This is a genomic window from Ulvibacterium sp. (genome assembly GCF_965248315.1).
Taxonomy (GTDB): Bacteria; Bacteroidota; Bacteroidia; order Flavobacteriales; family Flavobacteriaceae; genus Ulvibacterium.
Genome location: NZ_CBDFIX010000002.1, coordinates 2,694,298 through 2,720,358 on the forward strand (window position 1 = coordinate 2,694,298; position 26,061 = coordinate 2,720,358).

Here is a 26,061-nt window from a genome sequence, read left to right on the forward strand (position 1 = left end):
TTACAGTTGATCTTTTACCTTTCCTTGCTTTTGCGTTTTGTCCTTTTTACCCTTTAGGGCTTTCTTTTTTTTCGGTTTTGGGGGCTTGAATTTTTTCTGTGTCGGTTCTTGATGGTTTTGTAGGCTATCTTTTTCTTTTTTGCCGAATACGCCCCTAAAGAATCCCCCGACCTTTTTTAAAAGGGTCTTTTTTGGACTCTCTAGTTTTGTGCCCTTTTTATAGTGTAAGGTGTCCCGTGTTGGTACATTGATCCAAGTACCATGTTTCCTATCATTCTTATATTGACCTTGGATGGATACTTGGCCATTTTCTGAAAATTGCAGATAATCTCCTGAACGCAAACCATTCTTCCAATAAGCAATTTCATAAAGTTGCCCATTTTTAAACCATCTTTTCCAAACACTGTTTTTAAGCCCGTTTCTGAAGCTTCCTTTTTCTGCAAGATTATTGTTCTTATAGCTCTTGGTAAATTCGCCATGCAACAAATTTCCCGAACTGCCCCCTTGGGAAGAATGAATTTCACCGGACTTGTACCAATAGTAATGTCTTGAATTTTTAACATTGGTTTCCTTAGGGGAAACATAAAATGTGTAGCTGAATTCGCTGTCGGAGATTATTTTGCGCTGCGGGTTCTTATTCGGATATAGCAAAATAAACGACACAACAAGTGTGTGAAAATAAAATTTCATAAGAGTGGTTTCGAGGGATTGAATGCTAATGTAGCAAAAAATAAAAGTAATACCAGAATCTTTTTCGTCAATTCTATTTTTGGATGTCCAGTCTTCAGTTCGTTTTAAAGGTGGAAAAATTCAAATTTTAAACAGACTTATACAAAAAAGGGCAAAAGAGACCTTTAGATTTTCACTCTTGACTCAGATGTTAAGAAAATGTCAGGGCTTTTTGAATTCGATTTGGACATTTAATCGAATGAGATGGTCTACAAAATTCTGCTTCTCCATGGGTGAAACCAAAACCGACTTATTTTGACTATCAAAAAAGTTCAAGTCTGTCCAAGGAAGCGGCCGGAGCACTTACAGGATTATGGCTTTCAGATATTTTGTAAATGGTATCAATGGCGATAGTTTTGTTGAAAAAGAAACCACACCTGATTTTTAGGACTTTATGGTAAATAATGTAGTGTGTGGACTTAAAAGTGTATGCAACCAATGCCAGTATTAAAAAATGGATATCCAATCCTATCCATTCCTTAGCGTTAACCATTAATATAGAAGTCCCCAAAAGAACCGACAAAATGAAAACAATTAAACCAATGCCTATCTTTGATGGGTATTTACGCACATTTAAATTCTATTTTTCAACTTTTAAAAGTTGAACTGACCCTAGTTTTTCAAAGGGTTTTCCTTATGGTAATTTACCAGCAACGCCACCACGGCATTGTAACTTTTAATACCTTCTACTTGACTATTCGCCTTAAGAAAGGAATCAAAAATGGATTTAAAAATGGGTTCCAAGGGGTTCTCAAATTGTTGCCAGAATTCGGCCATTTCACGAAAATTTCCTTGAACACCGGGATGCAATTGCGTATAAAACTTTTCAAAAATGGCTTCGTCCCTTCTTTTGAGTTCGGATAGACAATACCCCAGTGCGTAGGCCGAAGCGGAATATTGAAAATAAAGGTCGTCGTTGGATGCCGTAACTAAGTATCCAATAAAGTTGGTGTCGTTCTCGGCAGAGTATCCAACCTGATGGCCAATTTCATGCCCGGCCACCACGGGAAACCTAAAATTAGGCAGTCTACCATTTACCTGACCTTCGTTCGTAAATGGATTTAGGTACCCCCCGTAACCCATATAGGTCAATCCCGTGCTGAACAAAGAGGTTTTGATACTAGGGCTGTTATAGGATAAAAAAGGTAAGGATTTTTCTAATTTTTGATACCCTGTAATAGTTTTTTCAAAAATCTCCTGCTTTGTATACGGAATCTCTACCCGCTGTGTGGAGTCCTTGGTGATGGTTAATTGTAGTGCATTGGTCTGGACGGTAAGCTCCTCTATTAGAGTAACAAGTTCTTTTTTGGTATGGGATTCCGGTAAGCCTAACTTCTCTACTATGGGTTGCCGGTAATAGTTGAATCCCCATAGTAGGTGAAACGTGAAATAGGCCGTGGAAAGTACCATGATCACATCCCGAAAAAAGGATTTTAGATTCTTCCTGATATGCTTTCGTTTGACGATAAGATAACGAACAGCAAAAAAAATCAATGAAAAATAGAGAAGATCTCCGACCGAGAAAGGAACCCAACCAAACATCCATCTAAAGAATTTGGAAATCCGGGGATAGAGGCCTTCGCTGTAATAGGTTTCTATGAACTCAGGATAAGCGCCTAATACCTTTACCATAATGATTTGGGGAATCAAAGCAATGGCAATACCATTTTTTAACCTATTCTTCATCACTCCAAAAGTAGCGAATTCCTTTTTCTATCCGTACTTTTGAGGGCTAAACAGTTTTACCCCATGAACGAAGCGATACAAGAATTGGAGCCTCTTTCCATTTGGAATAATTTTACCGATTTGAATGCAGTACCCCGACCTTCCAAAAAAGAGGATAGAGTCATACAATTTATGATGGATTTTGGAAATTCCCTGGGGCTGGAAACCTTTGCGGATAAGGTAGGCAATGTAATCATTCGGAAACCAGCTACAAAGGGAATGGAAAACCGAAAAACCGTGACCCTACAATCCCATTTGGATATGGTCCATCAAAAAAATGCTGACGTCGATTTTGATTTTGATAGCCAGGGCATTCAAATGTTTGTAGATAGGGATTGGGTCCGGGCAAAAGGTACTACCCTAGGCGCGGATAACGGTATTGGAGTAGCGACCATAATGGCTTTAATGGAAAGTACGGATATTCCCCATCCGCGCCTGGAAGCCCTTTTTACCATAGATGAGGAAACCGGGATGACAGGAGCTATGGCTTTGGAGGGCGATGTTCTCCAAGGAGAAATATTATTGAATTTGGATACGGAGGATGATGATGAAATTGATATTGGTTGTGCAGGAGGTATCGATGTAACGGCAACAAGGGAGTACAACGAAAAACCGATTCCAAGAGGGGTGGTAACCTACAGAATTGAGGTAAATGGCCTACTGGGCGGCCACAGTGGAATGGATATACATAAAGGTCTTGGAAATGCCAACAAGATTATGAATCGATTGCTTTACCATTGTTCGGAGCAATATCATATACGCATTTCGGAGATAGATGGTGGAGGGCTTCGGAATGCAATTCCAAGGGAAAGTTTTGCAAAAGTGGTCGTAGATAAGTCACAGGCCAAAGATTTGGAAATCACATTTAAGGAACTAAAACGGGATATTATACAGGAATTCCAAATTACGGAACCAAATTTACAAATAGAGCTAAAAGAACTAAAGACCTCTCCTAAAAAGGTCATGGGACTGGGGGCGCAAGAAAAGCTTTTGAAAGGCATGTATGCCGCCCATAACGGAGTTTATACCATGAACGCAACATTTGAGGGTTTAACGGAGACTTCTAACAATATTGCCAAGGTTGAAGTGAAAAAGGGACGTATTCTTATCGGGTGTCTTACCCGATCCTCGATAGATTCCTCCAAAATGGATTTGGCCCATATGTTGAAGGCCACTTTTGAACTTGCGGGATGTAAGGTCGATTTTAAAGGGAATTATCCGGGTTGGCAGCCCGATCCGAATTCCGAAATTTTAAAGGTATTGGTTAAAAACTACAAAAACCTCTTCAATGAAGAACCTAAGGTAGTGGCCTGCCATGCGGGATTGGAATGTGGTATCCTTGGGCAGAACTATCCAGAGATGGATATGATAAGCTATGGACCTACAATAAAGGGAGCACATTCACCGGATGAACGAGTAAGTGTTTCGTCCGTTGAAAAATTTTGGAATTTCACAAAGGAGATATTGAAGGATATTCCCCTAAAAAGCAACCGTTAACATTCTTTTTCCAAGAATCTAAGCTTAGGACTACATTTAACTATTTGTTGATTAATTCATTGAAATTCAGTAACTTTAGGTAAATCCAAAAAAACGAATATCATGGGAATCAAAAGCTTTCGAGGTGCTAGAAAACATCAGAAATTGGAAGAGAACGTTCCACTAAAGGTTAGTGATTACATGACAAGAAAGTTGATAACCTTTAGGCCGGAACAGTCGGTGGAGGAAGTCATAGATGCCCTGATAAAGAACCGAATATCTGGGGGTCCCGTTGTTAATGAAAAGGACGAACTAGTGGGCATTATCTCAGAGGGCGACTGTATAAAACACATAAGCGAAAGCCGGTATTACAATATGCCTTTGGAAAAGAACAGGGTAGAGCACAGTATGGTCAAGGGAGTGAAGACAATAGACGGGAACATGAATATTTTTGATGCTGCCCAGAAGTTCCTCAACGAGAAAAGGAGACGGTTTCCCATTGTCCAAGATGGTAAATTGGTAGGCCAGATTTCCCAAAAGGATATTTTGAAGGCTACCATAAGGTTGAAATCACAAAACTGGGGTAAGCAATAAGTCTTTTGAAGTTAGTTGAAAGTACCTGCGCATTGAGGCACTTTCAACTGTTTACTATTGCTATTTGAAATTATTGTACTATTCCCGTAATCTCCAGATCAAAAACCAAATCCGCGTTAGGAGGAATTACACCTCCAGCCCCAGCTGCTCCGTAACCTAAATGGGGAGGGATGAACACACGTATCTTATCCCCTACTTTCATAGTCATTAGGCCTTCTTTAAAACCTGGGATTAATCTTGCTTCGGGGCTATAATCCATGGGTATGGCCTCATATCCCCTACCTAGTTTTCTTTGTTGATCGAACTTATTGAACTTTATGGCAACGTCTTCATAATTGCTATCGAAAAGGTCGCCATTTTGCAAGTGGCCCGCATAGAAGACATTTACTTTTTGTCCTATCTTGGGTTTCTCGCCCTCACCTTCTTTTAGAATTATAACCTTAAGACCGGAAGGCAATTCCTTGGCTTGTTCCCTTTGTGTAGCCAATTCCGTTGCAAAATCGGTTTTCATCTTTTCAAATGCCGCAATTTTTGCTTCCTCCTCCTCAAAATAATCTGTCATTACTTGTACGGCATCAAAATCTTTGGCATCCCTACCGTTTCTGATAATCTCTATGGTTTTCATAACCACATCCTCAACGGGTTTGTCTTTTTGTGGGACCGTGGCGGTCTTAACATTGGCAATGGAATCCACTACGTCCATTCCTACGGCAACCTCACCGAAAACCGTATGCCTTCCGTCCAAAAAAGGAGTTTCCTTATGGGTGATGAAAAATTGGCTACCATTGGTTCCGGGCCCTGCATTGGCCATGGAAAGGATTCCGGCTTTATAATGACGTAAGGAATCGTGAATTTCATTCTTAAATTTGTATCCGGGACTACCACTACCTAGGCCTGTGGGATCTCCACCTTGAATCATAAAATCCTTAATGACCCTGTGAAAAATAACCCCATCATAATACTTTTTCCCTTTGAAAGAATCGTTTACAAAAGGACTGGTGCCTTCGGCCAAGGAGACAAAATTAGCAACGGTTACCGGCGTTTTCTCATATTCCAACTCCACTATGATATCGCCCTTGTTTGTTTTGATATCGGCAAAAAGACCATCGCCCAAATCGGCGTATTGACTTTTGCAACTTGCAAGAAGTAAGGCCAAGGTTATTAAAAAATTGACTTTTTTCATTTTTCAGATTTTGGTTATTTTCAGTAATCAGTAATCAGTAATCAGTAATCAGTAATCAGTAATCAGTAATCAGTAATCAGTAATCAGTAATCAGTAATCAGTAATCAGTAATCAGTAATCAGTAATCAGTAATCAGTAATCGGTTGACCGTTGTTAGTTGTCAGTGTTCGGTAATCGGCATTTGTAATTATATACTTAAAACTTCATACCTTATTTCGTATTTCTAATTTTTTGCTTCGTTTTTTATTCCAAGCTATCTTTCTGTCTCTCAATTTTTAGTATGGATAGGGTGGATTTTAAGGGCACATTGACCCCTATCTTATCATTGTCGCCGTGATAACCATAGGCCAAGGAAGAAGGATATAGAAATGTAGCCGTTTCTTTTTCCTTCAACAATTTTACACTGTTTCGGAGCCCAGGAAAAAGTCCCTGTTTGTCCACTTTATATTTTACCACACCAATTTCCTCTGCTGAATAAATGGTGTCATTGGTTAAACTTAGAACATTGTAGGTCATGGTGACCAGATCGTCCGGCTGCGGTTTATATTCGGAATTTTCATTTAATGCTTCATAAAAATACCAGGAACCACTGGCACTCTGATTATAATCATGAAAGCTGTCCTTGACGACAATGTTGGCGATTAACTTTTCTTCGGCCGCTAAAAGTTCCTTACTACGTTCAATGGACTCTTTAAAGAAACTGCCCGTTTTGGCTTGGACAGGTCTTCGGGGTTCGGGACCTCCACAACCCAGGATAACGGACGCTATTAATACAAACGACAAGTACTTCATGGATTAAGTTTGTTCTTGTAGTTTTTGAGCAGGGATTTGAAGCGGGAAACCGTATCCTGCATAGAAAGATCGCTTCTTCCTCCAGCCGCATTGTTGTGCCCTCCACCGCTAAAATGACTGCTGGCAAATTCGTTCACTAAAAAGTCACCCTCGGAACGAAATGAAATCTTGATGATACCTTCTTCCTTATTCTCAATGAAAATAACGGCGAATACAATTTCATCCAGTGTCAATCCGTAATTGACAAACCCTTCCGTATCCCCTTTTTTAAAGTTGTTACTATCCAATTCCTCTTGGCTCAATGTTATATATACGGTATTGAATTCCTCCAGGATGACCAAATTTTTAAGTGCGCAACCCAACAAATGAAGTCTACTCGGGGTATTTGTATTAAAAACTTCATTGTGTATATTACTATTCTCGGCACCCTTATCAATGAGGTTGGCAACAATTCTATGGGTCCGGCTTGTGGTAGGAGGGAATGCGAAAGACCCAGTGTCCGTCATGATGCCGGTATACAAACAGTTGGCGATTTCAGTTGTAATATCAGAGGTGTCCCCTAAAGACTCTATAAAGTTATACACCATCTCACAAGTAGAGCTCATGGAGACGTCGGAATACGTGATATTCGCATAATCCGATGGTTCTTGATGATGATCGATCATAATGAACTCTGCATTTGAGTTTTCCAAGGGCTCTTCCAATTGGCCTACTCTGCCCAAATGGTTAAAATCCAGGGTAAAGATTATGGAAGCTTCATTTAATTTCCTTTTGGCCTGGCGATTTTCTTTTTCGTAGTTAAGGATATATTCGTTTCCCGGCATCCATTTTAAAAATTTCGGATAATCGTTGGGAGAGATTACGGTGGCCTGTTGCCCTTTGTTTTGTAGATAATGCCATAGGGCCAAGGTAGATCCTATAGCATCGCCATCGGGGTTTTTGTGGGGAACGATAACGATTTTTTGAGGTACGGACAGCAATTTCTTGATGGCATTAATATCCTCTAAATTCATGCGCGCAAAGATACGATAATATTGATGAAACCCCACTTGTATGGTAATGAAAACCTAAAAAGTTGTAGGTTGGTGGGAAAAGCGTATTTTTGCGCAAAATTTTACAAATGATTTCGAATAGAACCTTTACAATGCTAAAACCGGATGCGGTGGAAAATGGCCATATCGGCGCAATACTTGAAAAGATTACCTCCGCTGGTTTTAAGATTGTGGCCATGAAATATACGCAAATGAGCAGACGGGACGCCCAAGAATTTTATGCCATTCATAAGGAACGGCCTTTTTTTGGGGAGCTGGTAAACTTCATGACCCGCGGTCCTATTGTTTCCGCCATATTGGAGAAGGAAAATGCGGTCGAGGATTTTAGGGCACTTATTGGGGCAACAAACCCGGCAGAGGCGGCAGAGGGCACTATTCGTAAATTATATGCTACGGACATTGCGGAGAATGCGGTGCACGGTTCGGATAGCGATGAAAATGCGGCAATAGAAAGTGCATTTCATTTTTCGGGAAGAGAGATATACTAATTTTAGGACCCTACTACTGGCCGAGCAATATAAATCGGGCTTCTACCTTAGTACTAATTTCTTTATAACTTCTTTTCCCAATTCTTCATTGAGCATTACTATAATCTTTGATTTTCCAAGACTCAATTCCTCTCGGAGTACAGAAGACGATAGCGATACGAAGAGTGTTTCGTTACGTAGTTCAATTGCGTTGGTATAATTGTTTACGCCTTTGCCCATTACACTTTTCCAAGCTTCTCTGGCACTTACCCGGTCCATCCCCTTTTCAAGACGGTTCTCCTTTATGAATTCCCTTAACGCCTCACCCATGGGAAGCCCCGTATTATTTCGTTTTGCCATTACTTTTTCACATTAATCGGATTAAACCGCTTATACGCATACGTTATGCCTGCTTCGTTGGATACCGAAAAGTTATCTCTCGAAACTTCAAGAATTGTCTCCTTCCATTCACTCAAATCATTTTTGTAATGAAGAATAAACTCTCCGTTTTGTTCTTTGATCAGAAAAAATTCGGCATCGTTGGAGGTATCAAAAGTACCGTCAAATTTGGGCTGTACCTTTTTGCGATAACCTTTTAAACTGTCAATTTTAATGAAATCGATACTGGTACTCACTTTATATTCCTTTGTGTTTCCATCGCTAAAGGAAACTTTCGCAATTTCCCAGTAACCATTTAGTTGGTTTAAATCTTCTTTGGACAACGTATCGGAACATCCAATTATCAGATAAACAAATGTCAGAATACTAACTACCCTCATCCTTCAATTTAAAGATTTTATACGTCTGGTGTATATTTTTAACAACTTCTTCGGTACGTTCGGCATGGGTATCACTAATGAATATCTGCCTAAAATTTTCATTGTCCACTAAGGCTACGATATGGGCTACCCGAGTTTCATCCAATTTGTCAAAAATATCGTCCAATAGCAAAATTGGTGTTGTTTTAGCTTGTTCTTTAATAAAATGAAATTGGGCGAACTTTAAAGCGATCAAAAATGACTTTTGCTGCCCCTGGCTCCCAAATTTCTTGACCGGGTATTCGGCAATCTTAAAACCGAGATCATCTTTATGGGCGCCTACGCTCGTGTATTGCAACATCCGGTCCCGCTCTAGATTGCGCTGCAGAAGTTCTAACAGGCTATTTCCATGTAATTTACTTTCATATATAAGGTTCACCATTTCCACTCCTCCAGAAATCTCTTTGTACTGCTCTTGGAATATGGGGATGAACGCCTCCATAAAGGCCTGCCTTTTTTCAAAAATCCCTGTCCCTAGGGCATGCAGTTGCTCATTATAAATTTGAAGTGTTCCGGGATCAAAGGTCTGATTCGCGGTAAAATATTTCAACAATGAATTGCGCTGCAAAAGAACCTTGTTGTATTTTAAGAGTTGATGTAGGTATTCCTTATCGGATTGGGAAATGACCCCGTCCATAAATTTTCTACGTGTGTCGCTGCCCTCAAGTATGAGGTCCCTATCCGCTGGAGATATTATCACCAAGGGCAATAAACCAATATGATCGGATAGGCGATCGTAAATTTTGCCGTTGCGCTTTATGATTTTTTTGGTCCCTTTCTTAAAACTACAGACAATTTTTTCCGCTCTTTGATTTTTCTCAAATTCACCATCAATCACAAAAAAATCCTCATTGTGCCTTATATTCTGCGTGGTTATGGGATTGAAATAGCTTTTCCCAAAAGAAAGATGGTAAATTGCATCCAGAATATTGGTCTTTCCAACTCCATTGCTACCAACAAAACAGTTGATTTTGGTATCGAACTCGAAATTCCTGGATTCAAAGTTTTTATAGTTTATAAGTGATAACTTTTTCAAAAACATAGGGAAAACTCGTGGATATTTTTGACCCCGAACATTAGGGAACCTGCAAAATATCGAAAATTAACGAATAAATACCCCCTAGGGTTTCAATAAAAACTTTATTTTTGCGCGACCAATTAAAATGAGGGATGGCTACATATAAAAGGCGGGGTTTCAAACCCAAAAACAAGGCGGAAGAGAAACAACTCGATACCCAGGAAAGTACTACGGCCGAGGTTTTTAGCACCTTGGATGAAGGTGCTTCCAGGACAGAGGCCTGGGTCTCCAAGAACCAGAATTATATTTTGGGCATTATTGGGGTTATCGCAGTAGGGGTTTTAGGCTATCTGGCTTATACCCAATTTGTACAAAAACCCAAGGAGGCCAGTGCCGCAAATGAAATGTATTATCCGCAGCAATACTTTGATCAAGCCCTAAGTAGCGAAACCGCAAAGGACTCCTTGTACAACTTGGCTTTGAACGGTGCAGAGGGGAAATATGGTTTTTTGGATATCGTAGATGAATATCCTGGCACCAAGGCGGCCAATTTAGCCAATTATTCGGCTGGGATGGCCTATTTGAACACTCAAAAATATCAAGAGGCTATTGATCATTTGGAAGAATTTAAGTCGGACGATGATATTTTGGGTGCCCTGGCCAAAGGAGGTCTTGGGGATGCGTTTATGCAATTGGGACAGCCTGCAGAAGCATTGGGATATTATGAAAAGGCACTGACCCATAGTATCAATGATTATACTACGCCAAAATTTTTGTTCAAGTCCGGTGTTACCGCCATGGAGCTGGATCAGAATGAAAAAGCGCTCCAGTATTTTGAGCGTATAAAAAACGAATTTCCAGATTCCGATGAGGCAAAATCCATAGATGCATTTATTGGAATGGCCAAAAGTGGAAAGTAATGGCCACGGCAAATAAGAACTTATCCGTTTATAAAAAGGAAACCATCCCAAATGCCAAGAACCTCAGGTTTGGCATAGTTGTTTCCGAATGGAATTCCGAGATTACCGAAGGACTTTTTAGCGGGTCAAAAGAGGCTTTGTTGGACTGTGGTGCGCTACCGGAAAAGATAACAAGATGGAACGTACCAGGTAGTTTCGAATTGATTTTTGGCTGTAAAAAAATGGCCAAGGAAATGCAGGTAGATGCCATTATTGCCATTGGCAGTGTAATTAGGGGCGAGACCATGCATTTTGATTTTGTTTGTAGTGCCGCCGCCCAGGGCATAAAAGACCTTAACTTACAATTATCGGTACCTGTTATTTTCTGTGTACTCACCGATGATACTTTGCAGCAAGCCAGGGAGCGTAGCGGAGGTAAGCACGGAAATAAAGGCACTGAGGCCGCTATAGCTGCAATAAAAATGGCGACCCTAGGAAATAACTAAGTCTCTTTGGAAAAGCCATAACTTTCAGATTTCAAATTCCTTTTCCAACTTCCTACCTTTAAATAAGGCTGTTAACAAATTTTGGGAATCCCTTTACGGCATATTTTTTGATTTTAAGTAACTTTGAAAATCATGGGTTTTATAAGCAAATTCACGAAATTACGCAAGAACAAGGAGTTCGGTTACCAACCCCGTTACTACAATGACAAGGGGGAGGGGAGTCCATTTAAATTGGAAAATCGTTTTGACAAATACCGTACTACAGTTAACACTCCCAGGGGCCTAAAAGGTAAATTTCGGAGCGTGAAAGAAGATATGCAAAGATCTGGTGATCGTCATATTAAAACCCGAATGGCCATTATCATTGCCGTTTTAGTCCTTATTTTTCTTTACATCATAGATTTTGATCTCTCTATATTCTTTGGGCGATAATGGCGGATATCATTAAACTATTGCCCGACCATGTGGCCAACCAGATTGCCGCAGGTGAAGTTGTACAGCGTCCTGCTTCCGTGGTAAAAGAACTCTTGGAGAATGCCATAGATGCCCAATCCAGTAGCATAAAGCTTATTGTTAAGGATGGGGGCAAAAGTCTTATCCAGGTTGTAGACGATGGTATGGGCATGAGTACTACCGATGCACGTTTGAGTTTTGAAAGACATGCCACATCCAAAATAAAAAGGGCGGAGGACCTTTTTAATTTACATACCAAGGGTTTCCGTGGGGAGGCCTTGGCCTCTATAGCTGCCATTGCCCATGTGGAAATGCAGACCCGTTCCGAAGGGGAAGAGGTGGGTACCCGTTTGAAGATAGAAGGAAGTGAGGTTGTATCCCAAGAAGTCTGCGTAACGCCCAAAGGCACTTCATTGTCCGTAAAAAACTTATTTTTTAATATCCCTGCACGCCGTAACTTTTTGAAGTCGAATCAAGTGGAACTTCGGCATATTACGGACGAATTTCACAGGGTAGCCTTGGCACACCCTAATATCATGTTTCACTTTTACAATAATGGAAGTGAACTCTTCAATTTGCCAAAGAGTACCTATCGCCAGCGAATCGTCCATATTTTTGGGACAAGGGCCAATGCAAAATTGGTACCTGTTGAGGAGGAGACCAACGTTGTAAAAATTCAGGGATTTATACATAAACCGGAGTTTGCAAAAAAGAGTAGGGGCGAGCAGTTTTTTTTTATAAATCACAGATTCATCAAAAGCCCCTACCTACATCATGCGGTTGTCTCGGCTTTTGAAGGACTCATTAAAACGGACACCTATCCTGGATATTTTTTGTATTTGGAAGTAGATCCCTCTTCTATTGATATAAACATCCACCCTACTAAGACCGAGGTTAAGTTTGATGATGAGCACACCTTGTATGCGATTTTGAAATCTACTATAAAGCACAGCCTTGGGCAATTCAACATTATTCCCGCATTGGATTTTGAACACGATCAAAATTTGGACACTCCTTATACGTACAAAAACAAGGAGGCGAAACAACCACAAGTTACGGTAGATGCGGGATTTAATCCATTTTTGGACGCTCCAAGAAAGCCATCCCCGGCAACTCGTGGAAATATTTCAGCACGAAAAACGCAAGGTGAATGGGAGAGTATGTATGTAGGATTGGATCAACCCATGGGAGACAATACCAGTTTTAGTAGCGTACATTTGGAATCGGATACCATTACGGGTTCGGTTTTTGAAGGTAAAGTCGAGGTAGGGCACTCCGTTGCCACTACGTTTCAACTTCGAAGAAAATACATTGTTGCCTCCATTAAATCCGGAATGGTGGTTATTGATCAGAATAGGGCGCATCAACGTGTGCTCTATGAAAAACTACTTAAAAACGCAACGGTAAAGCAATCCGTAAGTCAGCAACTTTTGTTCCCGCTAACCCTTTCTTTTACAAAATCGGATAGGGCAATTCTGGATGAAATAAGAACGAATCTCACCCATATTGGTTTTATCTTTGAAACTTTGGATGACGAATCTTTAAAAATAACTGGAGTACCAATCCTAATTCCTGAGAATGAAGTAGGGATGGTCTTGGATCAATTGATTTCGGATTACAGACAGGAGATTATTGGCGAGAGCTTTTCACAGGCCGATATATTGTCAAAAACCTTGGCCAGGTCATTGGCGGTTAAGACCGGCGAGATTTTGGATAGCGACTCGCAACTTGCCTTGGTGAATGATTTGTTCGCTTGTAAGGAATCCAGGATAAGTCCGTTCAATAGACCAATATATATTATGCTTACCGAACAGGATATCGAAAAAAAATTTATATAGATGGGAAGATTGACCGAGGCTATTAAGCATTTGCTTATTATCAATATTTTATTTTTTGTTGCAACCGCTATTTACGGGGACCAGATGTATCAATGGTTTTCATTATGGTTTCCTAAAAATGAAAATTTTGGTTTTTGGCAGGTTGTCTCGCACATGTTCATGCATGGCGGTTTTATGCATATTGCCTTTAATATGTATGCATTGTGGGCCTTTGGGACGCCTTTGGAACGGATGTGGGGCCGTAATAAATTTTTGTTTTTTTATTTTTCGGCCGGTTTGGGTGCTGCATTGATACATACGGGGGTTAACTATTATTACTTCAACGAAGGAATTGATGCCATCGTTAATTCAGGTATTTCAAAAAGTCAGATTATTGATATTGTTTCTGAAGGGAAATATAGCCCGGATTGGTATAATTTGGCCTCAAAAAGTACCATAGACAACTTCCTTTCAGCCTATAATACTCCAGCTGTTGGTGCCTCTGGTGCTATTTATGGTGTTTTGGTGGCCTTTGGTATGTCTTATCCCAATAGTGAACTTTTTATCATATTCTTGCCCATTCCGATTAAGGCAAAATTCTTTATTCCCGTGTTGATTGCAATGGATCTTTTCTCAGGAGTTACCGGGGTATCTATTTTTGGTCAAGGAATAGCACATTTTGCCCATATCGGTGGAGCGTTATTTGGATTTATCATGATGTGGTACTGGAAAAAAAACCAGTTTAACAAAAATCGCTGGGATTAAATATGAATGGGGGAAATTTAAAATATCAATATGCGAGGCTTAGTATAGCTGAAAAGCTTATTGCAATCAATGTTGTAGTATTTATTATAAATGGGTTGTTTCCTTTTTTGCTTGGTCTACAAAAGAACAGCATTGTACAATGGTTTCAACTTCCCAAAGACTTTTTTGATTTCCTTTCCCAACCTTGGTCCATAATAACCTATTCCTTTTTTCATGGGGGATTGGGACATATCTTTTGGAATATGTTAGTACTCTACTTTGCCGGCCGTATTTTCCTGAATCTTTTTGATGGAAAGCGCTTTTTGAACGTCTATTTACTCGGTGTAATATTAGGCGGCTTATTTTTTCTGTTGAGCTATAATCTCTTTCCAGCTTTCTTTGGGGTAAATGCCGTGCTCATAGGTGCTTCGGCCGGGGTACGTGCCGTGTTGATCTTTATCTGTGCCTACATACCAAATCAAGAAGTTCGGCTTATTTTTTTCAATATTAAGCTCTGGTACATCGGCGTCTTTGTGGTGGTGATGGATTTAGTTTCAATGCCTTACACCGGTAATGCGGGAGGACATTTGGCACATTTAGGAGGGGCATTGTTGGGTTATGTATATGCCAGGCAATTGCTAAACGGTAGGGATATTGGGGAAGGTTTTTCAAAATTCATGGATGGTATGGCCAATCTTTTTAAGAAAAAGGAGAAAAAAGCCCCCTTAAAAACGGTGTATCGTAAGACCAAAGCGAAGGAAAAATCAAAAAAAGAATATGGCAAGGAAGCGCATCAGCGCAAAATAGATGCTATTTTAGATAAAATAAGTAAGTCGGGATACGAAAGCCTATCCAAGGCAGAGAAGGATTTTTTGTTCAAAGCGGGTAAAGAAGACTAGTTTGATCAAGCGTTTATCCCTCTTCAATAAAGCGATTTTTGTTTTTAATGCAATTTTTGCGCTCGCACTGATACTTGTTTATCTTGATTTCTATGGACTTTTGGGGAGACTTTCCCTCGTGTCGTTTTTAAATCTATTGGTCCCATTCCTGGTAGGTGCCAATGTCTTGTTTTTAACTTATTGGTTAATCCTGAAGAAAAGAGCATTTCTTTTATCTGCCATCATTCTTATTCCCGGGTATTTTATGTTCGGGGCATTCATAAAGTTATTTGATTCAAATGCTATCATTGATACTCAAGGCATTAGTGTTTTGACTTTTAATGTCCATAACTTTAATGGATTAACGTGGGCAAAAGATTCAGCATTCGGTAACAAAATCTTGGATTTTCTGTTGGAGCAGGATGCCGACATCATTAATTTTCAGGAGTTTGGTCATATAAAAAGGAACGCCCTGGATAAGTATCCCTATGGTTATGTCAACTTCAATTCTCCAAACGGTGAAGAACGGGTAAACCAGGCCATTTTTTCAAAATATCCGATTATTGCCAAGGGCTCATTGGATTTTCCAGAAAGCCGGAATAACGCCATATATGCTGATATTGTGATATCGTCCGATACTATTCGAATCTATAATGTGCATCTACAATCCCTGCAATTCCGATTAGGTTCCGTAAAAAGGGAAGAGCCGCAACGGCTGTATAAAAGATTGGGCAGGGCACTTGCCAAGCAAGAAGACCAGGCCATGATATTGGTGGACCATTTTGAAGGCACTAGGCATAAAAAGATTGTCTCTGGCGATTTCAATAACACCCAATTTTCGCGCATTTATAATACTTTAAAAGGTGATTTTAAAGATACCTTTCAAGAAAAAGGCATTGGATTCGGTAGTACTTACAATTTAAGATTTCTACCCTTTCGTATTGATTTTATCCTGGTTGATCCAAGTTTTGAAGTGACCGCCCACAGGAACTACGATGTACAACTTTCGGACCATTTGCCCGTAATGGCATCATTCCGACTGAAGGATGATGAATAAACAGTCTGTGGCATCGGCTAGCATATGTATCAATGCGGCAATCCCGAAAATTCTAATCTTTTCAAAAAATAATAACATCAAATAGAACGCAATTGCCCAATAACTATGCAAGGGATGAAAATTGATGCTGCACCGATTTGGATCAAAAATAGGATCTGCCCATAAATGATCTATATCTATAAGAATTCCTGCCAAAAGTATCAGGACTATTTGCCATTTATTGTTTTTAAAAAAAAGTAGCCCCACCGCTACGGGAACCAAAAAGTGTATTCCGTAATGTAGCGCAAACCTAAGCATAGATGAAATCCAAATTCTGATTTTGTAAGAAAGAAACGGTACGGGGACCCTCATTGAACAAGAGATCTAGCACACTTAAATTTTTGATAAATCCATGACGCCCCCCAAAAACCTGAGTATATGTTTCCTGAACCAACTGGATTTCCTTTTTGGCATTCACCAAAAAACGGGCATCAACGGTTTTGAATCCTTGTCCTGGCATTTCTATACTTTTTTGATAAGCCGAGGTTTTTTTCGAAGACATTTTTATTTGGAGACAATCACAAATAGTTTCAATGGTCTTAAGATTGAAATCCAACAAAAACCGATGTTCCTTTTCAAACAACGGGGCAATATGATCTTCGTAGTACTCAAAAAACGGTGAGGTTCTATAAGCTGTTTGTAACGTACGCCAATGTTGTCGTTGCCATGAATATGAATTATCTAATCGAACCTCCTTGCACTTTTGCCGACCTTCTTTGCCACCTACATGCTTTATGGGGATTGTAAGCATATGTTTTCCCTGATCGGTGGAAATATAGCAGCGATTACGGTAGGTCTGTTTTTGATAGTTATCTTCCATCTCCCAGATAACCTTATCCCCAATTATAATGGCAAAGGCCGCTATATTCGGAAAGTAAGTTGGGTGGAGTAGGGTGTACATCTAGGAATTGATTAAAACCAATCGGTAAAAGTAAATAAACCATCGACCGACCATTGGTGATTTACGCTGTGCCTTTCTTTCTTCTTTTTCGAACAAAATCAAAAACAAACCAGGCCGCTAAGGCTATCAAAAACCATTTGAAATAGGATTTGGGTTCACCCTCTCCATGTACCGTAGTAAATACCCTGTCCCAACGTATTTCCCAATTACCAAGCCCATCGGTAAAATTCTCGATACTCATCCATATAAAAATCGGCGTACCCACAATGTGGTCCTCAGGTACATAACCCCAGGCCCTACTATCTTCAGAATGATCTCTATTATCTCCCATCATCCAATAATAGTCCTGTTTAAAGGTATAGGAATCGGCCACCTCACCATTAATTCTTATCTGATTCCCGGACACTTCTATGGTATTATGTTCGTAGTCCCTAATAATTTTTTTGTAAAGGGGTAGACTCTTTAAATTCAAAGGTACGGTACTACCCTTTTCGGGAATGTAAATAGCCCCCATATTATCATAGTTCCATGGATAATCCGGATTTTGGGGAAATAGATTTATTCCCTGCCTTCCTTTAGGTTCAATGACTTTTACAACGGAATCAATTGCAGAATTGTTTCTTAACGTGGCAGCCATTGCATCCGTTAAGGTCACTACCCTTTGTCTATCGGCAATTTCCTTTAAGGCCAATCGCTGTTGTCTTATGAGATTGGGATCAATGCCTTTGTTATCCGTTAAGATTTGAATAGGTTGGGACTCGTAAACCCGATAGCCCGCCAATTGTAAGGCCCTTTTCTGAACTTGGGTCAAAGTCTGGGCAACATACAACCTGTTGAATTCGTTTACTCCCAATTCCGCAAGCAATCTGGAAGAAACACCTTTTTGGCCATAGGCCATATAATCATATTGGGGTTTGGCCCGATCGGAAAGTTGCAGTTGTTTCCCATTAATGTAAACAAAACCATCTATTACAGCCAAGGAATCCCCAGGAACTCCCACACATCGTTTTACGTAATTTGATTTTTTATCAATGGGCTTTTTAACTCCTTTTTCCTTTTTAAAGAAAACTCGGACCGTATCCGCAGGCCAGCTGAACACTACAATATCATTGCGTTTTACTTTTGTAAAGCCAGGTAATCTAAAATAAGGCAGTTGGGGCTTGTTCAAATAGGAACGTGTCCCGATTAATGGAAGCGTATCATGAACCATGGGGGCAGCAACCGTTGTCATTGGTGTTCTAGCACCGTAATGGTATTTACTAACGAACAGGAAATCCCCAACGCGTAGGGTTCTCTCCAAAGACCCCGTCGGTATTACATAAGGCTGAATAAAATAGGTGTGTACCAAAGTTGCCGCTACAATGGCAAAAACTATGGAACTTACCCATTCGCCCAGTGCGGTTTTGGGATGAAGACTACGGTCATCCACATATTGAACATCCAAGGCATAATTCACATAGTAAATATAAAACCCAAGGGTAAGGATGACCAGCCAGGTCTCCAAGAGATTATTTCTTCCAAAACTTCGGATGGTCTCCACCCAGATGACAGGAAACATCAACAAATTAATTATGGGAATGAACAATAAAATAACCCACCATTTAGGCCTATTGATGATTTGCATCAAGATTATGGCATTGTATACGGGAATGGCCGCTTCCCAAGCTTTTCTACCTGCCTTTACGTATAGTTTCCAAGTGCCCAGGAAATGTATTATCTGTACAAGAAGAATAAAAATAATCCATTGTGATCCGTTCATAGAAAATCGTGTTAGTTGCTATTGGCTGGCTTTAAATCAATTTTTAAATAAAGGTTTTTGTAAAAGTGTACACGAGGATACGTACTTTATACTTCGAAAAGTTACACATCTTAACCTAGATTTAACACATCTTTCATGGAAAATATGCCTTTCTTTCCCAAAATCCATTCCGCTGCAATTACGGCTCCAAGGGCAAAGCCTTCCCTATTATGCGCGGTATGCTGTATTTCAATGCTATCCACTTCGCTATGGTATGAAACGGTGTGTGTGCCGGGAACGGCATCGATTCTTTTTGAGGTTATGGGTACGGTCTTTTCTCCATTACCATCTAGCTTCCAATCTAAATAATCTGTATTTTCTATGACCCCTTGGGCCAAGGTAATGGCCGTACCACTGGGAGCATCCAATTTTTGGGTGTGATGGGTTTCCTCCAATGCTATTTTGTATTCATTCACATTTCGCATCATTTTGGCCAGATAGGTATTTAGTTCAAAAAAAATGTTTACACCTAAACTGAAATTAGATGCATAAATAAAGGCTCCATTTTTTTCATGACATAGATCCAGCACTTTATCATAATCCTTTAACCAACCCGTGGTACCCGAAATAATAGGAATATCATGTTCCAAACAACTACTTATATTGCCTAGGGCAGAATCTGGTGTGCTAAAGTCTATAGCCACATCCATATCGGAAAAGTCGATATTGGTAGTTCCTATATCCACCTTGGTACTGATGACATGCCCTCTTCCAAGAGCAGTGCGTTCTATCATCTTGCCCATTTTTCCATACCCAAACAAAGCAATTTTCATGCGCTAAAACTTAATAGTTAATGCCAACCCATAGTTGGGATCTGTGGTAATAGGATTTAAGTCGATATAAGGCTGTATATTTAAATCAAAACTTAAATCATCGTCGATATTATACTGCTTTAAATGTGCATCCACATTGGCATCCACAACATTGAGGGCGTACAAGAGAATAGTGATTAAAAGAGCCAGATCCCGGTCCCGTTGAAATCTCTCCTGAGCATCCTCAAGGGCATCATCTGAAAAATCAGGATTTCCCGGATCTATCCCACTTCCATCCAGATCGTAAAACTCATCATCCGTGAAACCGGCCCTTCTTCTTTTGAAAGCAGCCCTGAAACGATCGTACCGCCCGTCATTAAAGGTGTAGGCATAAATACCAGTTCCAATAGCAGCGTATACGATAGGAACCTTCCAGTACCTTTTGTTGTAGATTTGTCCAAGACCCGGTAATACGGCTGAGTAAAATGCCGCTTTACTTGGGGCCAAGGGGTTTATGCGTTTTTTTTTAGCGACTAAAGTGTCTACAACCATTACCCCTTCCTCTTCCAGATCCATTTTTAGGGAATCCACTTCTTGATCCTGGGGTTTCTTTTCCTGTGCAGAACCTATTGTAGCTGCAAGAGTAAAAAATGTGACTATGATGAGGGTTCTATTCAACAAGAATCAATTTTTTAAGCCGATCAAGTTCTTCTTTGGTATGAAAGGGAATGATAATTTTTCCCTTGCCGGATTTTGATGCATTGATAACCACTTTTGTGGATAGGTGACTGGTGAGCTCCTCGGTGAGATTTTTGGCGAAGTCTGGTTCTTCCCTAAGCTTTTTAACCAGTTCTTTACCAACGCTATTGCCTTCATGATAAGCTTTTACGGCCTTCTCGGTATCCCTTACCGATAGGTTTTTGGAAACTATTTTTTCATACAAGGAAATCTGATCTTCCTTTAGATCTATATTCACCAATGCCCTACCATGGCCCATACTCACAAACCCATCACGAATTCCAGTCTGGATTATAGGATCAAGTCGTAAGAGGCGTAAATAATTGGTAATGGTGGAACGTTTTTTTCCTACCCTGTCACTTAATCTTTCTTGGGTCAATTCAATCTCATCGATCAATCTTTGATAGGAAAGGGCAATCTCAATAGGGTCCAGGTCTTGGCGTTGTATATTCTCAACCAAGGCCATTTCCAGGGATTCTTGATCGTTTGCAATACGGATATATGCCGGAATGGTAGCGAGACCTATCATTTTAGACGCCCTCAATCGTCGCTCCCCGGAAACCAATTGATAGGAATTGAATCCTGATTTACGGACGGTAATGGGTTGTATAACTCCCAATTCCTTTATGGACGTGGCCAGCTCGTTTAATGAATTATCATTAAAATTAGATCGTGGCTGAAAAGGATTTACTGCAATGGCATCCACATCCAGTTCCACAATATTCCCAACAACCTTATCCGCATTTTTATCGGATGCCGATTGTATATCATTTTCAGGATCTTTGAGCAGGGCGGACAACCCCCTTCCAAGAGCTTGTTTTTTTGTTGCTTTCGCCATTATACAGTCTCCATATTTTTCTTCACCAGTTCATTGGCCATATTAAGGTAGTTGGCCGCACCTTTGCTACTGGCATCGTATTTAATAATACTCTCACCATAGCTAGGTGCCTCACTGAGCCTAACATTGCGTTGTATAATGGTATCAAAGACCATGTCCGCAAAATGTTTTCTTACTTCCTCCACTACTTGATTGGATAGGCGCAATCTGGAGTCGTACATGGTAAGCAGCATCCCTTCGATATCCAAATCAGGATTGTGTATTCTTTGTACGCTTTTAATGGTATTGAGCAATTTACCAAGACCTTCCAATGCAAAATATTCACATTGAATTGGAATGATTACGGAATCGGCAGCCGTTAAAGCATTTAGAGTCAATAAGCCCAAGGATGGGGCACAATCTATTAGAATATAATCATAGGCATTTCTGAGTTCGGAAATTGCTTTTTTGAGCATGTATTCCCGATCTTCCTTGTCGACCAATTCAATTTCAATAGCTACCAAATCGATATGGGCAGGAATTAAATCCACATTGGGCGAGGAAGTCTCCAAAATGGTTTCAGTAGCATTTTTGGTATGTTCCAAAAGTTGGTATGTGCCTAAATCCACTGATTCTACCTCAATTCCCAAACCGGATGTGGCATTGGCCTGTGGATCCGCATCTATAAGCAATACCTTTTTCTCCAGAACCCCCAACGAAGCCGCTAAATTGACCGTGGTAGTGGTTTTCCCAACCCCACCTTTCTGATTGGCAATAGCAATAATCTTCCCCATTATATCATCATAAGTTAGGGGTTAAAAATACGATTATTTAATCGACCAGAAAATGTATTTTGTTAACACAAGGTGAATAACTAGGGCACTTTGCGTTAAAGTTGGTTAAATAGGGCCAATCCTGTTAATTTACGTGTCAGACCTTATTCGATTTTTGCATTTAGTCGAGCAGTATCTCCAGAATCTGTATGGCCGCATCACTAATTTTGGTGCCTGGGCCAAAAACGGCTACTGCCCCGGCATCGAACAGGAATTCGTAATCCTGATGTGGAATTACTCCGCCCACGATGACCATAATATCTTCCCTACCATGGTTTTTGAGCTCTTCCAAAACCTGTGGTACCAAGGTTTTATGACCTGCCGCCAAGGAGGAAACACCTAAAACATGCACGTCATTCTCAACAGCTTGCTTGGCCGCTTCCATCGGAGTTTGAAAAAGAGGGCCAATATCCACATCAAAACCTAGATCGGCATAACCTGTAGCAACGACCTTAGCACCCCGGTCATGGCCGTCCTGCCCCATCTTGGCTATCATTATACGTGGTCTTCTGCCATCTTTTTCAGCAAACGTATCGGCCATTTCCCTGGCCTTTTTGAAACTTTCATCGTCCTTTATCTCTTTTGAATACACCCCGGTAAATGTTTGAATTTTCGCTTTATATCGTCCGAATGCCGTTTCCAGGGCATCACTGATCTCTCCCAACGTGGCCCTGGCCCTTGCAGCCTCTACCGCCAAAGCCAACAAATTGTCTTCCTTGGAAGTTTCTTGGGCATCGGATTTTCCTTGGGCTACTTCCGTTAATTTCTCAAGTGCCTTTTTCACCGCCTGGGCATCCCTATCTTTTTTGAGTAATTCCAAACGCTCTATTTGCTGCCGTCTTACCTCTGCATTGTCAACTTCCAAAATCTGTAAGGGATCTTCTTCTTCAAGTTGATACTTGTTGGTACCTACTATGATATCCTGTCCTCCATCAATACGTGCTTGTTTTCTGGCAGCAGCCTGCTCTATACGCATTTTTGGAATACCTGCTTCAATGGCTTTGGTCATTCCGCCCAATTCCTCTATTTCTTCGATCAACTTCCACGCCTTATGTGCCAGATCATTGGTAAGACTTTCAACATAATAGCTTCCACCCCAAGGATCTACGGTCTTTGTAATTTTTGTTTCTTCCTGTAAAAAGATTTGGGTATTCCTGGCAATACGTGCGGAAAAATCCGTGGGTAGGGCAATGGCTTCATCCAAGGCATTGGTATGTAGACTTTGGGTACCCCCAAATGCAGCTGCGGCGGCCTCAATAGCTGTACGAGCTACATTGTTGAAGGGGTCTTGTTCCGTAAGGCTCCATCCGCTGGTCTGACAGTGTGTACGCAATGCCAAGGATTTTACGCTCTGGGGATTGAACTGCTTTACCAGTTTGGCCCACAGCATTCGACCGGCCCTCATTTTGGCGATTTCCATAAAATGGTTCATGCCTATGGCCCAAAAGAACGAAAGCCTTGGGGCAAATTGATCAATGCCCAGACCGGCTTTTAATCCGGTCCTAATATATTCCAAGCCATCAGCCAAAGTATAGGCCAATTCAATATCCGCCGTGGCTCCGGCTTCCTGCATATGATAGCCGGAAATACTTATGCTATTGAATCGTGGCATGTGTTTACTTGTATACTCAAAAATATCCGCTATAATCTGCATGGAAGGAGTAGGAGGGTAAATATAGGTGTTCCGCACCATGAACTCCTTTAGAATATCATTTTGGATGGTGCCCGCCAATTGTTCCGGTGCGGCACCTTGCTCTTCCGCAGCTACAATGTAAAAGGCCATAATGGGTAGTACCGCTCCGTTCATGGTCATAGAGACAGACATCTTATCCAATGGAATACCATCAAAAAGAATTTTCATATCCTCTACCGAATCTATGGCCACACCAGCTTTACCCACGTCGCCAACAACGCGTTCGTGGTCACTATCATAACCCCTGTGGGTGGGAAGGTCAAAGGCTACGGATAATCCTTTTTGGCCCGCGGCCAAATTCCTTCTATAAAAGGCATTGCTCTCCTCTGCAGTGGAAAATCCGGCATATTGCCGTATGGTCCAAGGTCTTCTAACATACATGGTAGAATAGGGCCCTCTTAGATTAGGGGCAATACCTGCTACAAAATCAAGGTGTTGTAAGTTTTCAATTTCCTTTTTATCATATACAGGTTTTAAAGGAATATGTTCCGCTGTTTCAAAAACATTTCTATTTTCTATCTTCTTTTCCAGGGTTGGATTTTGCCTCAACTCCAAGTGCCCTACTTCTTTTCTATTCATCACCTAATCTTTTTTGTTCAAGAGATTCCGCTAGCCGTTTTTCCAAAATAGGTTCTATCAAAGTTTTTCGTTTGTCCTTTTTTAAAAAGGGGTAGAGTTCCAAGGCCTCTTTCATGCGGTCTTGATCGTTCTGATACTTGTTGGTGCCTAAAAGCACCTCCTTTCCTTCGTCAAAGAGCGATTGTTCTTTTTCCGCGCTTTCCTTGACCTTTTTTTGAATTATATGTTCTTTTAGTTGTTTAAGAAACCCTCCTCCGGCCTCGATGGATTTAAAGAGCTCCAAAGCTTTTTCCGCCAATTGATGGGTTAAGCTTTCAATGTAATAGGCACCATCAGCGGGGTTGGCTACTTTCTCAAAATAGCTTTCACCCTTTAGGATCAATAATTGATTCCTGGCTATCCGTTCTCCAAATTCATTATCCTTATGGAAAATGGCGTCGTAGGAAAGGTTACATATCGAATCGGAACCTCCTAAAATGGCCGACATACTTTCCGTAGTAGTACGAAGCATATTTACATTGTAGTCGTACAGCGTTTTGTTTCTTTTAGTGGGAAGTGTCAGAATGTGGCAATCGGTTTCTACTCCATACTCTTGTGCCAAAGTTTCCCAAAGCAATCTAAGCGCTCGTAATTTGGCTATTTCAAAGAAATAATTGGTGCCTATAGTGACCTTGAAAACAATGGTGGTTACCTCTTTATCCAACTCCTTGAAAAAATTAAGGTACTCGTTGGCCTGTGCAAGGGCATAGGCCAATTGTTGCACTTTATTGGCCCCGGCATTTTGATATAAGGAAACGTCGGTTCCTAGGATACCGATGGAGGGATTCCCTTGGGTGTAATCATGGATTTCCTTTACTATCTGGTAATCCTTGTCCATAGAATGATACCAATTTCCAGTTCTTGCCAGATTCCCCACAATATCCAAGTTAAGAAAGACTTCTGTCTTTTTATCACCGATATAGTCCACAAGGGACTTTAAATACTTGGATGATAGAAAAGTAAACTCAAAATAAACAGGAACTGATTCTAGATCAATATTGGTAAGTAGATCATTAATGGAAATAGTTTCCGAGGGTATGATCATCAAAAGACTTTCCGCACCCCTTTCCAGGGCTTCAATTGCTTTCTTGTTCGCACGTTTGGAATCTTGGACATAAAGACTTTGGGTCACATACCATTTTTTGGGAGATTTCGAGATATTGGGGAGGACCCCTTCAACATCCTCGGAATGGTAAAACGGTTTTACATCAACTCCCTCGGGAGATTTCCAAATCAAAGCTTCGTTGTAATCCGCGCCTTTAAGATCCACTTGGATTTTTTGTTTCCAAGCCTTGGCCGATACTGGGTCAAACTCATCGAACAAATTTACGCTACTCATCTTTATTGGTTTTAAGGCTATCTTCATACTCTATGAGATAGATTTCTTCATTTTTCTTTTTGAGATAATATTGCTCACGTGCAAATTTTTCCAACTCTTTAGGGTCGGACAGTTTCTCTATAATCTTTTTGTCCTTCGCAATCTCCTCGCGCAAAAAATCCTGTTGTTTTTCCAATTTTTTGATTTCTTTTTTCAGCTCCATATGAATTAAGAGCGAATTGGTATCAAAGAACAACATCCATATCACGAATACTGTAAGCACTAAAACGTATATGTTGGTTAGCACCCCGAACCATTTTTTCTTTTTCAGTTCCTTTAGACCCAT

29 protein-coding genes are annotated in these 26,061 nt (G+C 40.5%); 10 read left to right on the plus strand and 19 right to left on the minus strand.

Going from position 1 to position 26,061, the window contains the following annotated elements; all coding sequences use genetic code 11:
- The 3 genes from ACP2AF_RS13265 to ACP2AF_RS13275 all read right to left on the minus strand — a co-directional run bounded on the left by ACP2AF_RS13265 (position 1) and on the right by ACP2AF_RS13275 (position 2,415).
- Positions 1-690 (minus strand): toxin-antitoxin system YwqK family antitoxin, encoded by a 690-nt coding sequence (locus ACP2AF_RS13265; RefSeq protein ID WP_425236630.1) that lies wholly within the window; start codon positions 688-690, stop codon positions 1-3.
- 301 nt (positions 691-991) lie between these two features.
- Entirely contained in the window at positions 992-1,222 is a 231-nt protein-coding gene (locus tag ACP2AF_RS13270) for a PH domain-containing protein (RefSeq protein WP_425236631.1), read from the minus strand.
- Positions 1,223-1,341: 119 nt separating this feature from the next.
- A complete protein-coding gene (locus ACP2AF_RS13275) occupies positions 1,342-2,415 on the minus strand; it encodes a DUF3810 domain-containing protein (protein ID WP_425236632.1) in 1,074 nt (357 codons plus the stop codon).
- Between the two features lie 63 nt (positions 2,416-2,478).
- Here ACP2AF_RS13275 and ACP2AF_RS13280 point away from each other — a divergent pair, with 63 nt between their 5' ends.
- On the plus strand, positions 2,479-3,951 hold the full coding sequence (locus tag ACP2AF_RS13280) for an aminoacyl-histidine dipeptidase (protein ID WP_425236633.1): 1,473 nt from the start codon (positions 2,479-2,481) through the stop codon (positions 3,949-3,951).
- A 102-nt stretch (positions 3,952-4,053) separates the two neighbouring features.
- Positions 4,054-4,524, plus strand: coding sequence for a CBS domain-containing protein (locus tag ACP2AF_RS13285; RefSeq protein ID WP_425236634.1), 471 nt, complete (start codon positions 4,054-4,056; stop codon positions 4,522-4,524).
- 70 nt (positions 4,525-4,594) lie between these two features.
- On the opposite strand, the gene ACP2AF_RS13290 is transcribed toward ACP2AF_RS13285, so the two are convergent.
- From ACP2AF_RS13290 to ACP2AF_RS13300, 3 genes are all read right to left on the minus strand, one after another.
- On the minus strand, positions 4,595-5,707 hold the full coding sequence (locus ACP2AF_RS13290; RefSeq protein ID WP_425236635.1) for a peptidylprolyl isomerase: 1,113 nt from the start codon (positions 5,705-5,707) through the stop codon (positions 4,595-4,597).
- Between the two features lie 243 nt (positions 5,708-5,950).
- A complete protein-coding gene (gene gldI / locus ACP2AF_RS13295) occupies positions 5,951-6,499 on the minus strand; it encodes a gliding motility-associated peptidyl-prolyl isomerase GldI (RefSeq protein WP_425236636.1) in 549 nt (182 codons plus the stop codon).
- Positions 6,496-7,512 (minus strand): DHH family phosphoesterase, encoded by a 1,017-nt coding sequence (locus ACP2AF_RS13300; RefSeq protein WP_425236637.1) that lies wholly within the window; start codon positions 7,510-7,512, stop codon positions 6,496-6,498. The genes gldI and ACP2AF_RS13300 overlap by 4 nt, the downstream gene beginning before the upstream one ends.
- A 107-nt stretch (positions 7,513-7,619) precedes the next feature.
- On the opposite strand from ACP2AF_RS13300, the gene ACP2AF_RS13305 reads away from it, so the two are divergent.
- On the plus strand, positions 7,620-8,039 hold the full coding sequence (locus ACP2AF_RS13305; RefSeq protein WP_425236638.1) for a nucleoside-diphosphate kinase: 420 nt from the start codon (positions 7,620-7,622) through the stop codon (positions 8,037-8,039).
- Positions 8,040-8,081: 42 nt separating this feature from the next.
- Here ACP2AF_RS13305 and ACP2AF_RS13310 read toward each other — a convergent pair whose 3' ends face one another.
- Genes ACP2AF_RS13310 through recF form a run of 3 tightly spaced genes read right to left on the minus strand, consistent with a single transcriptional unit; the run spans position 8,082 to position 9,878 of the window.
- Positions 8,082-8,378: a DUF721 domain-containing protein gene (locus ACP2AF_RS13310; RefSeq protein ID WP_425236639.1), complete on the minus strand. Its 297-nt coding sequence runs from the start codon at positions 8,376-8,378 to the stop codon at positions 8,082-8,084.
- Positions 8,378-8,797 (minus strand): hypothetical protein, encoded by a 420-nt coding sequence (locus ACP2AF_RS13315; RefSeq protein WP_425236640.1) that lies wholly within the window; start codon positions 8,795-8,797, stop codon positions 8,378-8,380. Before ACP2AF_RS13315 ends, ACP2AF_RS13310 begins: the two co-directional genes overlap by 1 nt.
- Positions 8,784-9,878: a DNA replication/repair protein RecF gene (recF, locus tag ACP2AF_RS13320; RefSeq protein ID WP_425236641.1), complete on the minus strand. Its 1,095-nt coding sequence runs from the start codon at positions 9,876-9,878 to the stop codon at positions 8,784-8,786. The genes ACP2AF_RS13315 and recF overlap by 14 nt, the downstream gene beginning before the upstream one ends.
- Before the next feature lie 128 nt (positions 9,879-10,006).
- Here recF and ACP2AF_RS13325 point away from each other — a divergent pair, with 128 nt between their 5' ends.
- The 7 genes from ACP2AF_RS13325 to ACP2AF_RS13355 all read left to right on the plus strand — a co-directional run bounded on the left by ACP2AF_RS13325 (position 10,007) and on the right by ACP2AF_RS13355 (position 16,208).
- Positions 10,007-10,774 (plus strand): tetratricopeptide repeat protein, encoded by a 768-nt coding sequence (locus ACP2AF_RS13325; RefSeq protein ID WP_425236642.1) that lies wholly within the window; start codon positions 10,007-10,009, stop codon positions 10,772-10,774.
- Positions 10,774-11,259, plus strand: a complete 486-nt coding sequence (ribH, locus tag ACP2AF_RS13330) for a 6,7-dimethyl-8-ribityllumazine synthase (protein WP_425236643.1) — start codon at positions 10,774-10,776, stop codon at positions 11,257-11,259. The genes ACP2AF_RS13325 and ribH overlap by 1 nt, the downstream gene beginning before the upstream one ends.
- A 132-nt stretch (positions 11,260-11,391) precedes the next feature.
- Positions 11,392-11,691: a riboflavin synthase subunit beta gene (locus ACP2AF_RS13335; protein ID WP_425236644.1), complete on the plus strand. Its 300-nt coding sequence runs from the start codon at positions 11,392-11,394 to the stop codon at positions 11,689-11,691.
- Entirely contained in the window at positions 11,691-13,550 is a 1,860-nt protein-coding gene (gene mutL, locus ACP2AF_RS13340) for a DNA mismatch repair endonuclease MutL (RefSeq protein ID WP_425236645.1), read from the plus strand. The genes ACP2AF_RS13335 and mutL overlap by 1 nt, the downstream gene beginning before the upstream one ends.
- The gene (locus tag ACP2AF_RS13345) at positions 13,551-14,294 is read left to right on the plus strand and encodes a rhomboid family intramembrane serine protease (RefSeq protein ID WP_425236646.1); all 744 of its coding nucleotides are present in this window, start codon (positions 13,551-13,553) and stop codon (positions 14,292-14,294) included.
- A 2-nt stretch (positions 14,295-14,296) separates the two neighbouring features.
- Positions 14,297-15,172 carry a rhomboid family intramembrane serine protease gene (locus ACP2AF_RS13350; protein WP_425236647.1) on the plus strand — a complete coding sequence of 292 codons (876 nt, stop codon included), beginning with the start codon at positions 14,297-14,299 and terminating at the stop codon, positions 15,170-15,172.
- 1 nt (position 15,173) lies between these two features.
- Positions 15,174-16,208 (plus strand): endonuclease/exonuclease/phosphatase family protein, encoded by a 1,035-nt coding sequence (locus tag ACP2AF_RS13355; RefSeq protein ID WP_425236648.1) that lies wholly within the window; start codon positions 15,174-15,176, stop codon positions 16,206-16,208.
- On the opposite strand, the gene ACP2AF_RS13360 is transcribed toward ACP2AF_RS13355, so the two are convergent.
- From ACP2AF_RS13360 to ACP2AF_RS13405, 10 genes are all read right to left on the minus strand, one after another.
- Positions 16,182-16,559, minus strand: a complete 378-nt coding sequence (locus ACP2AF_RS13360) for a DUF6122 family protein (protein ID WP_425236649.1) — start codon at positions 16,557-16,559, stop codon at positions 16,182-16,184. The two genes, ACP2AF_RS13355 and ACP2AF_RS13360, sit on opposite strands and share 27 nt — an antisense overlap.
- On the minus strand, positions 16,498-17,148 hold the full coding sequence (locus ACP2AF_RS13365) for a WbqC family protein (RefSeq protein ID WP_425236650.1): 651 nt from the start codon (positions 17,146-17,148) through the stop codon (positions 16,498-16,500). Before ACP2AF_RS13365 ends, ACP2AF_RS13360 begins: the two co-directional genes overlap by 62 nt.
- Before the next feature lie 61 nt (positions 17,149-17,209).
- Positions 17,210-18,907 (minus strand): signal peptidase I, encoded by a 1,698-nt coding sequence (gene lepB / locus ACP2AF_RS13370; protein WP_425236651.1) that lies wholly within the window; start codon positions 18,905-18,907, stop codon positions 17,210-17,212.
- Between the two features lie 110 nt (positions 18,908-19,017).
- On the minus strand, positions 19,018-19,719 hold the full coding sequence (dapB, locus tag ACP2AF_RS13375; RefSeq protein WP_425236652.1) for a 4-hydroxy-tetrahydrodipicolinate reductase: 702 nt from the start codon (positions 19,717-19,719) through the stop codon (positions 19,018-19,020).
- Between the two features lie 3 nt (positions 19,720-19,722).
- Positions 19,723-20,379, minus strand: coding sequence for a DUF5683 domain-containing protein (locus tag ACP2AF_RS13380; RefSeq protein WP_425236653.1), 657 nt, complete (start codon positions 20,377-20,379; stop codon positions 19,723-19,725).
- Complete coding sequence (locus tag ACP2AF_RS13385) at positions 20,369-21,274, minus strand: ParB/RepB/Spo0J family partition protein (RefSeq protein ID WP_425236654.1); 906 nt, start codon at positions 21,272-21,274, stop codon at positions 20,369-20,371. Before ACP2AF_RS13385 ends, ACP2AF_RS13380 begins: the two co-directional genes overlap by 11 nt.
- On the minus strand, positions 21,274-22,047 hold the full coding sequence (locus ACP2AF_RS13390) for a ParA family protein (protein ID WP_425236655.1): 774 nt from the start codon (positions 22,045-22,047) through the stop codon (positions 21,274-21,276). The genes ACP2AF_RS13385 and ACP2AF_RS13390 overlap by 1 nt, the downstream gene beginning before the upstream one ends.
- 160 nt (positions 22,048-22,207) lie before the next feature.
- On the minus strand, positions 22,208-24,358 hold the full coding sequence (gene scpA, locus ACP2AF_RS13395; RefSeq protein ID WP_425236656.1) for a methylmalonyl-CoA mutase: 2,151 nt from the start codon (positions 24,356-24,358) through the stop codon (positions 22,208-22,210).
- Positions 24,351-25,736, minus strand: a complete 1,386-nt coding sequence (locus tag ACP2AF_RS13400) for a methylmalonyl-CoA mutase subunit beta (protein WP_425236657.1) — start codon at positions 25,734-25,736, stop codon at positions 24,351-24,353. Before ACP2AF_RS13400 ends, scpA begins: the two co-directional genes overlap by 8 nt.
- The gene (locus ACP2AF_RS13405; protein ID WP_425236658.1) at positions 25,729-26,061 is read right to left on the minus strand and encodes an FtsB family cell division protein; all 333 of its coding nucleotides are present in this window, start codon (positions 26,059-26,061) and stop codon (positions 25,729-25,731) included. The genes ACP2AF_RS13400 and ACP2AF_RS13405 overlap by 8 nt, the downstream gene beginning before the upstream one ends.